Below are 13,481 nucleotides of genomic sequence, written 5' to 3' on the forward strand. Positions count from 1 at the left end.
CGCAGGCGGCCACGGAGGACCGCCTGCGGATTCACGTCGTCGATACCGGGCCTCAGTACAGCACCTTGTACACGAGGGCGATGTTGCGCCCCGGGTTGTAGGCGAACCGCTTGATGCGGCTGGTGGCCTCGCGATACTGCTCGTCGAACGCGTTGTCCACGCGCAACGTGACCGAGTGTACCTGTCGCCCGGCGAGGGTGAACAGCCAGCTCGCACTCAGATCGAGCAACGTGTAGGAATCGGTGGCCACGTCGAGTTCGTCGCCCGTGACGCGGTTCTGCGCGAACACGCGGCGCACATCACCACCCATGGAAATGCGGCCGTTGTCATAGCGCAGCGAAGCGCCCACGCGACCCGCCGGAATGTACGGCAGCACGTCGTCGCTGTTGCGAATGGAAGCGCGGGTGTAGTCACCCATCAGGCCGCCGACGAAGTGATGCACCAGCTTCGACTCCACCTGCCCTTCCACACCCGCCAGTACGGCATCACGGCCAGCGAACGTCACCGACGGCACTTCCTCACCCTCAACGATGACCGGCGTGGCCAATGCGACCGGCGTGATGTAACCGTCGATGCGGTTGTAGTAGCCGTTGAGCTGCGCGAACACGCGCGATGACTGCGCCCGGAGGCCAGCCTCGAGTCCCGTGCTCTGTTCGGCCTTGAGGTTGGCATTGCCCACGTCGAACGTGCCCACCGCCGCGTGGAAGCCGTTGGCATAGAGTTCTTCCACCGACGGCGCGCGGAAGCCGCGTGAGGCGTTGGCCGAAACGGAGACGCCTTCTGCCACCGGCACGCTCAGACCGATGGAGCCGGCCATGTTGTCGAAGTTGCGCGTGCGCGCAGCACCAAACCGATCGGCTTCGTCGCCCGGGTTGGTCTCGATGGTGAAGCGATCGTAGCGCGCACCCAGTTGCAGGCGCGGCGCGTGTTCGGCATCGGCACTGCGGGAGATGGGGAACTCCTGGAAGATGAACGCCGCCACATTGCGGTTGTCCGCAGCAGGCGTGAACGCTTCCTCCCCCACCGGCTGGTACTGGCGGAAGATGCCCTGCACGCCCACCGCACCGGCGGCACGCCCCAAACGAGTGCGCGCCGTGATGTTGGTCGTCTGCGTGTTCAAACTGAAGCGCGTGCCCACCTCGCCGCTCTCTTCGATCTCAGCGTGGCGGTACGTCTGCACGGACTGGTCGACCTTGATCGTCGGCAAGGCCGATGAACCGGTGTTCAGCGAGCCCTGGAACGAGCCGACACGACGCACACCATCCAGGCGCACCTTGCCGTGACCGTGGCCGGCTTCGTGGTCCTCTTCGCCGTCGTGGTCATGATCGTGGTCATCGCCGGAGTCGTACGGCAGACCGTACTCGAAATCCATCTGGCGATACACACCACCAAGCGACAGACGTGAACCGACGAAGCCCGCGCCCACCGTGAAGTTCTGCGAACTGCCGTTGGTGTTGAGCTGCTTGGCACCGCCACCCACACGCGTCTCCGAGAAGTCGCGCAATCCGCCACGCGCCGTGATCGCGAACTGCGATCCGAGCGGCAACGTCAGCCCCACCCCACCCACGCCACCCGGCGTGGCCGACTCACCCTGCCCAAGCAGGTATCCCGACGCCTTTGTGGGAATGCTCGTGGGGATGTCATTGGAAATGACGTTCACCACACCACCCAGTGCGTTGTTGCCGTACAGCAGCGATGCCGGACCGCGAATGACCTCGATGCGTTCGGCACTGCTCGGATCGACGGCGTTCATGTGATCGGCCGCCGCCGAGGACAGGTCACCCGTGCGCTCACCATCCTGCAGTACGAGCACGCGCTCGCCCGTGAGGCCGCGAATCACCGGCGTGGCGGCCATCGGGCCGTTGTAGCGCGAGGCCATACCCGGTTCCTTCGCCAGCGTCTGCCCTACGGAGGTGCTGAGCGCACGCTGCAGTTCCTTGCCGCCCAGCTGCACCGTGGCCTGGGTGATGTCGAGCGGGTCACTGCCGGTTGGTGTGGCCGTGACGTTGACGGAGCTGAGGCGCACTGTGGCCACGTGCATGACGATGGAGACGCGCACGTCACCACCACCCGGCGCGACGGTCACCACCTGGTGTGCGCTGGAATAGCCGATGCGCACGAGATCGAGATGATAGGTGCCGGCTGGCAACCCGCGAAGCGCGAATTCACCGCGCTCGTCGGAAAGTGCCGAGCGATTGCTGCCGCTGGCGACGATCTGGACGTTGGAAAGCGGCGCACCGAGGGAGTCCTTGACCACGCCGAGTACGGACGCGCTCTGCGCCTGAAGCGGCGCGGCAGCGAGACACGGGAGGACCAGCCCGAGTGCGAGCACGAAGACGGCCGCACGGAGCGACGCCACGCGGCGCGCCTCCGTGATCCGGAAGAACGAGCGAAACATGTTGTAAACCCACCTGAACGTACGGAGTGAGCGGCATGCCTCGAAGGCACACCGGTGCACTGGCAGGCAACGCGCCTGGCAGTGAAGGGCTCAGCTCAGCGTGACGGGTGGTGCGCGACTGGCCGTGGTCGCGGTAACGCGCGCAGGCCGCTCGGCGGCCACGTCGCGGGTGCCGACGGCTTCGCATCGCGGGGTCGCCGCGATGGCCTGATGGGCCGCTGGGCGGGCCATCGGGGTCGTGGCAATGGCGCAAAGCACACAATCGTGCGCGTGCACCACCACGCAGCCATTGCCGGTCTCAGACTCGATGTGGGCATACGCCACACGACGATCGAGGCTCCAGCTGTCCGCGATGGCTGCCACGGCCGGTGCAAGCACCTGGAGGCAGGCCAGCACGAACAGCAGTCGCCGCAATCGCGGGAAGCGTTCGGAGCCGTGAAGAGTCTGGATCATCGATTTCAAACGTTGCCGAACTGGTCGAAACACGCAATGGGATATACCCGAAGGGATATACCCGCTTGAGCCGGAACAGTCGCTTCGACATGTTTCGCACTTCGGCTCCAATTCGTCCCGAAGGTGAGCCGAAGATTCAGACGTGACGCTTGCGTCGCGTTCCCCGCCTTTCGTCGGCTACTCAATTGCAATACCACCGTCGCGCTCCTCCAGCGCGCCGTCGGTATTGCTGTACGCTTTCCGTGAGGTCGCATCATGGCGACGCAGCTCAAACCGTCCGCTCCCGTCCGCGAGAGTGCCGCAGGCCTGGCGCCGCAAGGCATCACTCCCAAAGGCACCGTGCATTGGAACTACGTCGCGCCCGAGCTCATCGAAGCGGCGATCCGTCGCAACGAAGGCACGCTCGCCGACATGGGCCCGTATGTCGCCGTCACGTCGCCACACACCGGCCGCTCCCCGAACGACAAGTTCGTCGTGAAGGAAGCCGGCAGCGAAGCCGATGTCGATTGGGGCAAGGTCAACCAGCCCATCACGGCCGAGCACTGGAATACGCTCAAGAGTGATGTTAAGCAGTACCTCAATGGTCTGGACGAACTGTTCGTGCAGGACCTGTATTGCGGCGCCGATCCGTCCACGCGCTTGAGCGTGCGTTACATCCTCCCCAACGCGTGGCATGCGGCGTTCGTGCGCAACATGTTCATCCGTCCTGCGGTCGAGGAGCTCGCGACGTTCGCGCCGAACTTCACGGTGTATCACGCGCCGGAGTTCCAGGCCGATCCCGCCCGCCACGGCACACGCACGGGCACGTTCATCGTGCTCAACCTGGCCGAGCGCACCATCCTGATCGGTGGCACGCGCTACGCCGGTGAACTCAAGAAGTCGATGTTCACCGTCATGAACTACCTGCTGCCCAAGCAGGGCGTGCTGTCCATGCACTGCTCGGCCAACATCGGCCCCGCAGGCGACACGGCGCTGTTCTTTGGTTTGTCCGGCACCGGGAAGACCACGTTGTCGGCCGACCCCGAGCGCGGCCTGATCGGCGACGATGAACACGGCTGGTCACCCGAAGGCACGTTCAACTTCGAAGGTGGCTGCTACGCCAAGGCCATCAACCTCTCGGCAGAAGGCGAGCCTGACATCTACGCCACCACGCAGATGTTCGGCACCATCCTCGAGAACGTCGTGCTCGACGAGCCGTCGCGCACGGTGGACTTCGCGAATCAGAGCATCACCGAGAACACGCGCGCGTCATATCCGCTGCACTACATCAAGAATCATGTGCCGAGCGGACGCGGTGGACACCCGAAGAACGTGGTGTTCCTGACGGCCGACGCGTTTGGTGTGCTGCCGCCGATCGCCAAGCTCACGCCCGAGCAGGCGATGTACTACTTCCTGTCTGGCTACACGGCCAAGGTGGCCGGCACCGAGCGTGGCGTGACGGAACCGCAGGCCACGTTCTCGGCGTGCTTCGGCGCCGTGTTCCTCGTGTGGCATCCCACCAAGTACGCTGAGATGCTGGGCGAGCTGCTCAAGCAGCACGGCTCGCAGGTGTGGCTGGTGAACACGGGCTGGAGTGGCGGTGCCTACGGCGTGGGCAAGCGCATGAAGCTGGGGCACACGCGTGCGATGGTGCGTGCCGCGCTCGATGGATCGCTGGCCGGTGCGTCGTTCAGCACCGATCCGATCTTCGGTCTGCACATCCCGCAGTCGGTAGAAGGCGTGCCGTCGGAAGTACTCGACCCGCGCCGCACGTGGGCCGATGCGGCGGCGTACGATACGCAGGCGTCGAAGCTCGCCGGCATGTTCCGTGAGAACATCAAGAAGTTTGGTGAAGCGGTCTCGCCGGTGATTCTGGCGGCCGGTCCGCAGGGATAGCTCCTGCGCGACTGTAGCCCGGAATTGAGGGTTCATGAAAGAGCGGCCGCCTCGGGGATATCCCTGAGGCGGCCGCTCTTTTGAATCCGCTTCACTGAAGTGAGTCCGCGCTCCCATCGCGCTGCAAACGATAGTACGCACCTTCTTTGATCAGCAGCCCTTCACTTCTGCGAAGCGGGAAGCTCGAGAGATAGTCTTTCGGATGTTTCACATCTATCGCAAAGACTTTCTTGTTGAACCTCGCATTCACCTTGCCCTGCAAGGTATGACCGACCACCACGGCGTGAGCACCAACGGCGTCGAGTGATCGCTCCACCGCCTGCTGCGACAGATCGTCTTTGAAGTAGCCGCGGTACCATGCCGGCCCAGTGGTCCCGGAGCGCAGAAAACTCTCCGTTGTCACAGCGGCGGGGCTGAAGTACGGCACCCGATACCCGTCTCGCACGATGCGATTGATATCCTCGACGGACACTTGATGTTTGGGGAGATCGGGATGCAGGCCTCCGTGTACAAAGGCCACACCGTTGATCACTTCCAGAACGTTCTTGGATGCCAGCCAACGCCCCAGCAGCGCCTCATCGTCGAACAACTGATCCTGTCGTTTGCCGAGTATGCCGGCGATATGGAAGTATTTTTCGTTGGCCGTCTGGAAGTTGGCCTGCAGGTTCTTGATTTCGTGATTGCCAACGATGAAATGCACGGTGCCACCGGCCGCTTTCGCCGACTGTTCCAGTTGATAGACGGCCCACAGCACCTGTGTGGTGGACGCCCCGCGATCCACGAAATCGCCGACCAGAACGAGGTGTCCCTTCCCGAATGTCCAGTGCATCGTGGAGTCCGCGATGTGGTGCGCCACCAGAAATTGGCGGAAGGCGCCGAACCCGCTCTCGATATCGGATATGGCCACAACCGGCTGGCCATCATTGTAAATCGATGAGGGCGTCGAGATGTCGGAACTCACCAGCACTTGAAACGAGCTGCTGTCCGCAGGGAAACTCACCGTGATCGTGGAGTCTTGCCCCGCAGCCAACGCCAGTGTGTCTACCCGAAACCCCTTGTCATTGTCGCCTCGAATAGCGTGAGCAAACGCCTGCCCATTTCGAAGAAAGACATGCACTTCGCCTTCGAGTTGGTACGCCAATCGGTTCTCGAACAGGTGCGCGTCGGCGCCAATCAGCACCCCGAATGTGACCACGCCTGCAACGAGAAGCCCGAATGTGAATCCGAAGTGCTTGAGATTGGTCCAGACGAGAGTTCGGTACCGATGAAGGCGCGAACCGGGTGTGGAATCCATGGGCCGCCCGTGAATCTGAGGTCGCCGCCACCGCAGGATGCGGCGGCATACCGTGATCGATACGGTATTCCGCTCCGACGGTTTCGCAGGCCCGTTTCCAGTTATGGTGGACCACCATGAAAAACGGGCGGACTCCCGAGTGCCTCCGAGAATCCGCCCGTGCCTTCTTCGCCACGCCATTCACAGGCATGGCACGATCAGTTCAGTTCAGTTTCACGGCCTCGAGGAACACCTCGCGGCCCTCACGCGCCTGCAGGTAGATGGTACCGTTCGGACCGAAGCCCACGATCTGCCGTCCACCGGGCAGCTTCACGCGGTGCGTCAGCTTGCCTTCAGCGCTGATCACGTCGTACACGAGCGGCGGCAGGTTGGCCATGCCGGGCATCAAGCCCATCATGCCGCCCGGCGGGCCCTGACGCGTGCTGTCGCGCGGCGCGCCCGGAGGACCACCAGGGCCTCCGGGACCCATCGGGCCCATACCCGGCATACCACCGCGGCCACCCATAACCGACTGCGCGAGCTGCGCCGACAGATTGGACGTGGACGGCACGACCCAGAGGTTGCCGTTGTTGTCGGCGATGCTGGACCCCTGACGGATGGGCGGGAAATAGTCCGGCAGCTTGTCCGCACCGATCGGCTCGAACTGCATACGGAAACCGCCACCGCCATTGCCGCCCGCGCGCTCCGACGCGGCCTTGGCGATCGTGCTGAGTGAGTCGACCATCTTGGTCTTCTCTTCATCGCTGATGTGCTTCCAGTCGAACGGCAGCTTCTCCGACGCGGCGTGCGAACCATCGGGACGGTAATAGTCCACGTGGTAGTCAAGCACACGCATCACGGCCACCGTGCCGTCAGCCAACAACGCCCAGTCATCGCCCTGCGGCAGCGGATTGATCTTCATGGTGAGGCGCGTCGAGCCGTCTTCACCACGCGTCATCTGCGTTTCGTTCTTCGGCACCTTCACGAAGGCGACCGTGTCGGCTTTGCGGGTGTCGAAGTCGACGCGCACGATGGGCACCGAGTCCGGCTGATTGCCTGGATTGAAGCCACGCGCGCCTGGGCCAGCGCCCTGTCCTCCCTGACCGCCGCCTGGGCCACCGCCGAAACCGCCACCAAATCCACCGCCGCCGCCCGGCGGGCCACCGAAGCCGCCGCCACCAGGACCACCCGGGCCACCGCCACGGTTGCCGCCGCCCTGACCACCCTGCCCACCGCGATTGTTGTTGTTCCCGCCGCCGCGGTCGTTGCCGTTACCGAACATGCCACCGCCGGGGCCACCTGCCGCTCCCTGCCGGTAATACAAGCGTCCCTTGGCATCGAAGGCATGCGAGCCGAGGTTCGCGCCAGCCAGTGCGTTGATGTCATTGGTGCGCGGCGAGGCCATCACACGCAGCGTCCGACCACGACCGTCGATGACCACGAGCGACATGGTGGAGGCATCCACCACGATCGTGGAATCACCGAGGTACGGCATCAAGCCCAGTGGACGCTGACCGTACGGCATCAGACCGCCCGGTGCTGTATCCGCCACCACGATGGGGTTGGCCAACTTGGAGTCGAACTTGAGCAGGCGACGACGCTGCACGTCGTTCACGAACACCGAACCATCCGACAGCACGCGCACCGACGTAGCACCACCGAGTGGCTGCGCCGTGCGCGCCACCGCGGCCGAGACATCGCGTACCGGCACGTTCACCGCGGGCGTTGCAGGCGCCGCCGCGTCCTGCGCGCCAGCACCCGCAGGTACCAGCGCGGCAAGCAGCACACCCACGCTGCTCCAGCGGGCCGCACGTCCAACCAGTGATTCGATCATGAAAGTCTGCATGGGATTAATTCCTCTGGTCGTCGTGATCAACGCCCACCACCGAAGCCACCGCCGCCACCGAAGCGGTTGTCACCGCTGGTGCCGGAGCGAAGCCCCTGGAGGTTGCGCTTGTCCATGAACGTCACCAGCGCGGTGGGCAGGATACGCACCTGCTCCTCGGTCAACATTTTGCGAATACCAGGTGCGATGGCGATCAGCAGATCCACCGCATCTTCGCGCGCCCGACGATAGCGACGATACGCATCGGCGTGGCTGTACTCGTCCGGCAGGTCCACGAGGAAGCGGGCCACCGGCGTCCAGATGCTGTCGCTCTTGAGCACATACCAGCGATTCAGCGTGGCCAGGCTGTCGGCCTGCTTGCGCGTCAGCTTCAGCGTGTCGGCCTGGAAGAGCAACTGCTGCATCGGATTGATGAGGCCCACGCTGGCCGTGTTGCGAAGCTGCTGCAGCGAAGGCTTGTTGCCCGGGCGCGTACGGCCGCGGTCGAGCTGCTGCAGCAACTGCTGCTGTTCACGCGACGGGCCTACATCGAAGTTGACCGACAGCGTGATCGACGTCGGCGCCGCGCGCTGCGTCGTCTGCTGCGGGCGCGTGGAGCCAAAGCGCTCGTTCACTTCATACTTGTACGTGTTCGTCAGCGGATCGAAGCCACGCACGAACAGCAGGGCGCCGTTGTTGCCCGGGTTCGGCGTCGCGCCCCAGCCCTTCAGGCCATCTTCGCCGTTGATCAGGCGATCGAGACCGTTGAGCGGATTGGCAATCTGCAGGCGGATGTTGGCACGCTGCGGCAGGCCAAGCTTGAGCGAGTTGAAGGACACATTGAGGTTGCCCGTCATCTGCCACGGCCCGGTGCACGAATTGCGGCCAGCGAACTGCCCCATCTGGCTGCGCAGGCACTCCACCGCTTCGCGCGTACCGGTGTTCAGGAAATTCTCGAGACCGGCCTTGAGCGTCGGATCGCTCACCGACGACGGATCGTAGATGAACGCGCGGTCGTTGCCGTAGCTGTCACCGTTGATGTCCTGGTTGATCGTCGGCGTGTAGTTCACACCCGAGCGGAAGTTGCCGTTCCAGGAGATACGGATGGCGTCGAACGCGTTGTAGCTGAGCGAGTACTGGATCTGGTGGCGCGAGAAGAACGTGCCCTTCGACCACTCGATCCCGATCGGTGCGCCCACGGTGCTGTTGAAGCCGAGGAACTGCTCGCGCACATCAGAGAGCACGTACGAGAGGCTCCAGCCCCACTTGGAGTTGAACACCATCGGGCGGATGCCGACGTTGAGCTGCTTGCTCTCCGACTTGAGATCGGACGTCTGCGCCGTCACACGACCGTACTCATCGACCAGACGCGCTTCACGCCACGCCACCTGACCGGTGGTCGGCACGATGGCGCTCGGCGTCACGTAGATGGGTCGTCCGTTCTCGTTGGCCAGCGTGAACTGCTGGTTGTTCGGGAAGTTGAGATCGACACCACCCTGCTGGAACTGGTTCTGCGACATGGTCGCGTCGACGTTCAGCATCACGCGATTACGCAGCATGGCGCCCTGCCAGCCGAGGTTACCGCGGATGGAACGCTGCGCGAGATAGTTCGGCGTGAACAGCACCACGTTCGGCGCGCTGTTCGAGAACACCGAGCCGTTGGTACCGTCGGCGCAGGTGCGCGGGATGTTGTTCACATCGGCCGCGTACGACTCCCAATTCGGAATCGGCGTTGCTTCACCCACACAGGTGAGCTGCTGCAGGCCGCTGGGCAAGCCCGTGTTGTCGATGGCGTTGGATATGAGCTGCGTGCCGGGCGTGTTCTGGAAGACACCCACACCACCGCGGATAACGGCGCGCGGGGCGCGGATCATGCCCGGCAGCAGTGCCATCTGATCGGCCTGACCGACGGTCCACGAGAAACCGACGCGCGGGCTGAAGTACAAACGGTTCGGCACCTCGGCATTGTCGAGGTTGAACTTGTTCAGCACATCCGGGTTGGTCTGCGGCCCCATCGAGAAGCGATTGCCGTCGACACGCACGCCGTACTGGATCTGCAGGTCGTTGATGGGACGCCACGCATCGCCCAGCGACATCGCGCCAACCATCTGGCTGCCCGTGCGCGTACGCGGTGACAGCAGGCGCGTGAACGAGGCCGGCAGGTTGGCCTGAAGGTCGGTCAGCGAGTTGTAGGAGAAGCTGCCGAACTCATTGAAGTTGAACAGGTTCGAGAACTCGTCGCGGCGGAACTCGGTGGTGAGCTTCACACGGTGACGGTTGCTGCTCGAGAACCAGGACATCGTGTTGTTGCCGGCGATCGACGACGACGCGTTGGCGTTGTTCATCGCCTGTGCACCGCCGAACTGCAGCGTGCTCACCGATGCCGACCCGTCGGCGAGCTGCGAGTTGACACGCACCGAGCCGGAGGGAAGCACAACGTACGGGCTCGCATCCGTGCGGCTGGTGCTGTAACCGACCGTCGTTTCAGTGAAGATGCCCTTCCAGCCGAGCAGGCCGCTCTGACGGAGCTGCACGGCGCCGCCCCAATTGGTGCGCTCGCCATCGCGCGTGGGAGCCATGAGGCCACCACCGCCACCGAAGCCACCGCCACCGAATCCGAAACCACCACCACCAAAACCACCACCGCCGCCAACCGGCGAGGTGCGGTTGAAGTTGCCCGAGATCGTCAGCGCGTAGGTGTTGCCGCGCGAGGAGCTCTGCGGCACATAGTCGAAGCTGGACAGGAACGACAGGCGGTTGTTGATGCGCTGTGGCGAGTAACCCACCACCGTCGTCGGCACCTGTTCACCACCCAGGATCTCGAGCAGACGGGACACCGAGTCGGCCGACACGCCGGCTGTCTGGAAGCCGATGTCGCTGGTGCTGAGCAATGTCTGGAAATCCTGCAGGCGGCGGTCGAACTGGAACGACGTGTTGTAGAAGGCGCGGTCCATGCTGATCGGACCCGACGCGCCGCCACCCACCGACATGTTCGTGTACTGCTGGCCCGTCGCGATACCCACGCGGTCCGCCCACTGCATCGGCGGGGCGATGAAGTTGGTGCTCAGGGTGCGACGCACGAAGTTGGAACCCGACCGCGTACGCACCTGCAACTGACCACCGGAGAAACCACCGCGCGACACGTCGTACGTGGAGGTGGACAGCGACGTCATCACCGCCGCATCACGGGGCAACTGGCCGTCGCCGAAATTCAGGCCATTGAGCTGCGAATTGTTCTGGTCTCCACCAAGGCCAAAGACCGAGAAGGCATCGCCGGCACCGTCAGCGCCCAGCAGCAACTGCACACCCGGAATGGCCGATGCCATTGCAGCGAGATCGCCGAGCTGGTCGACATTGAGGAAGCCGGCCGTCTCATCAGACACCGCTTTCTCGGTACCGGACACGTCAGAGACCGTGTCGCTGCGTGAGGCGGCCACGCGCTCCGTCACATTGACGGCGTCGAGCGTGATAGCGGCCGGTGTGAGGCGCGCGTCGGCGATGAGGATTTCCTGGTCCGCCGTGCGCTTCACCTGATAGCGACGCGGCGACAAGCCGATGCCGGAGAAGGTCACCCAGTAATCGCCTTCCCCACCGGGGAACGAGATCGTGTACCGACCATTGCGGTCGGTGCGGGCTGTGCGGCTGACATTGCCGCTCAGGGTCGTCGCGGTCACCAGCACGCCCTGAATGGCGAGGGTGTCTGAGCCGGTCACCCGGCCGCGAATGATATCGATCTGTTGCGCGAACGCTGTCGCACTGCTCACGAGCAGCAGGGTCAGCGCGCCGATCAGACGTCGGAAAAAGGGCGTGGAAGTGGTCACGACGCTTAGACGGAGGGCTTTGGCATTTGTTAACGCGAGCGCAGACACACTCAGCCGCCGGCCAAGGTCCGCGTATAACCCGCTTTAATGCCGCCCCACACCATTTCGTTGGGCCCTGCGTCACGCACTCCGTCCCAGAGGACAGGACGCATTGAGCAGGGACGAGCTCATTCTCCCCATCGAAATGACCCCTGAGCGACGCCACCACCTATACTTTGCGCCATGGAAATCCTGCGCGATCCGCTCTGGAACAACATCCGCCTCGATGATCTGGCGCTGGACCTGCTGGAAACGCCGGTCCTGCAGCGGCTGCGATATGTCCGCCAATTGGGACTCGCCTTTCTGGTCTACCCGGGCGCGACCCATTCCCGATTCGAGCATGCCCTCGGCGCGTGGCACCTCGCGGGCCTCGCGCTCCGGCTGCTGGAAGAGCGCGGAGCCCTGGAGGGGATTCCGGTGCGCGAGCAGCAGATCGCCCGCGCCGCGGCGCTGCTGCACGACGTTGGGCACTATCCCTTCTCGCACGCGCTCGAGGAGATCGGCGTCACCGACCATGAAGAGGTCGCTCGACCGCTCATCACCGACGGCGAGATCGGTACCATTCTGCGCACACACCTGGGCGACGACGCGCCCGCCAAGGTCTTTGCGCTGATCGAAGGCCGCAGCGAAAGCGCACTACAGGGTCTGATTTCCGGCTCCATCGACCTCGACAAGATCGAATACCTCAAGCGTGACGCCACCATGTGTGGTGTGCCGTACGGCGAGATCGATGTGGACCGGCTGCTCAACTCACTGGTCGTAGTCTCCCCTCCCGATCGTCCGCAGGGGGCGATCGGCGTGCACGAGAAAGGCCTGTCGGCGCTCGAGTCCCTGCTGTTCGCCAAGTACCAGATGTACCGCAACGTCTACTGGCATCATGCGGTGCGCAGTGCGACGGCGATGTACAAGCGACTGGTGGCCGTGGCCATCGACACCGGCGCGGTTCGGGCAGATCGTGTGGCGCGGTTCACCGATGAAGGGCTGCTCGTGCACCTCGACACGCCGTCACTTACAGCGGAAGCCCGCGTCCTGCTCGATGCCATTCGTGTGCGCCGTCTACACAAGCGCGCATTCGAGCGACCCGCTGCGAGCCTCGGCGAAGACGTGGGGGAGTGGATCGCCACCGACTATCGTCTCACGCATGCGGTGGAGAATGCGCTTGCCCGAGAGTTCGGCCTGGCCAGTGGCGCACTGCTGCTCGACTTCCCCACCAAGACGCAGATGCTGGGCGTGGACATCCCGATGCTGCGCCGGGACGGCAGCGTGCAGCGACTGACCGCCGAGGGCTTCGAGGGCGCGCTCAATCTGCCGCGCCTCAGCGACGAGCTCTATCAGTCTGCTCGTCGCCTGCGTGTGTTCACGGCCGGCCGCGTGGTGCTACCCGAAGCGCGTATCCTGCAGATCGTGCAACTCGACGCAGACGGTGTGCGCCGGGAGTTCGGGCTCTAACCCGCCTGGCGTGCGACTCTCGTGCGGCTCAGGCGCCGCGGTCGCATACCACGGCGCCGCGCTTCGCCGCTTCCATCATTTCGATCGTTTCCGTCACGATCGACTCGCCCTTGTTCTGCACGTAGAAGGCGTTGATGCCAGCGCGCAGGGAATCGGACGGCAGCTTCGCGGCGCGCGAGTTGGTCGCCCACCCGCGAATGCCCTTGGGCAGCTCCGTGATACATCCGCGGTCACGTCCCGTTTCGTCGAGCAGGATGAACGTGGGCGTCGTGGCGCGACCATCCATCGACCGGAACCGCTCCTGCACCGCCTTGCCTGCGGTGGGCAACACAATGCGCAGGTCGAGGC

Annotated in this window: 8 protein-coding genes; 2 read left to right on the plus strand and 6 right to left on the minus strand. The window is 64.1% G+C overall.

The window, feature by feature from the left end:
• Positions 1-52 precede the first annotated feature (52 nt).
• Both VGE27_RS05235 and VGE27_RS05240 read right to left on the minus strand, forming a co-directional pair.
• Positions 53-2,398: a TonB-dependent receptor gene (locus VGE27_RS05235; RefSeq protein WP_331048581.1), complete on the minus strand. Its 2,346-nt coding sequence runs from the start codon at positions 2,396-2,398 to the stop codon at positions 53-55.
• A 90-nt stretch (positions 2,399-2,488) separates the two neighbouring features.
• Entirely contained in the window at positions 2,489-2,851 is a 363-nt protein-coding gene (locus tag VGE27_RS05240; protein WP_331048582.1) for a hypothetical protein, read from the minus strand.
• Between the two features lie 255 nt (positions 2,852-3,106).
• Here VGE27_RS05240 and pckA point away from each other — a divergent pair, with 255 nt between their 5' ends.
• A complete protein-coding gene (gene pckA, locus VGE27_RS05245; protein WP_331048583.1) occupies positions 3,107-4,726 on the plus strand; it encodes a phosphoenolpyruvate carboxykinase (ATP) in 1,620 nt (539 codons plus the stop codon).
• 91 nt (positions 4,727-4,817) lie between these two features.
• Here the strand turns inward: pckA and VGE27_RS05250 are convergent, their stop codons facing one another.
• The 3 genes from VGE27_RS05250 to VGE27_RS05260 all read right to left on the minus strand — a co-directional run bounded on the left by VGE27_RS05250 (position 4,818) and on the right by VGE27_RS05260 (position 11,645).
• Positions 4,818-5,906, minus strand: coding sequence for a metallophosphoesterase (locus VGE27_RS05250; protein WP_331048584.1), 1,089 nt, complete (start codon positions 5,904-5,906; stop codon positions 4,818-4,820).
• 316 nt (positions 5,907-6,222) lie between these two features.
• Positions 6,223-7,845, minus strand: coding sequence for a hypothetical protein (locus tag VGE27_RS05255; RefSeq protein ID WP_331048585.1), 1,623 nt, complete (start codon positions 7,843-7,845; stop codon positions 6,223-6,225).
• Between the two features lie 26 nt (positions 7,846-7,871).
• Positions 7,872-11,645: a carboxypeptidase-like regulatory domain-containing protein gene (locus VGE27_RS05260; protein ID WP_331048586.1), complete on the minus strand. Its 3,774-nt coding sequence runs from the start codon at positions 11,643-11,645 to the stop codon at positions 7,872-7,874.
• Between the two features lie 222 nt (positions 11,646-11,867).
• Here VGE27_RS05260 and VGE27_RS05265 point away from each other — a divergent pair, with 222 nt between their 5' ends.
• A complete protein-coding gene (locus tag VGE27_RS05265; protein WP_331048587.1) occupies positions 11,868-13,133 on the plus strand; it encodes an HD domain-containing protein in 1,266 nt (421 codons plus the stop codon).
• Between the two features lie 28 nt (positions 13,134-13,161).
• On the opposite strand, the gene VGE27_RS05270 is transcribed toward VGE27_RS05265, so the two are convergent.
• Positions 13,162-13,481 (minus strand): thioredoxin family protein (locus VGE27_RS05270; protein ID WP_331048588.1); only part of this gene is annotated, 320 nt, incomplete at its 5' end.

The organism is Gemmatimonas sp., from assembly GCF_036405635.1.
Taxonomy (GTDB): Bacteria; Gemmatimonadota; Gemmatimonadetes; order Gemmatimonadales; family Gemmatimonadaceae; genus Gemmatimonas.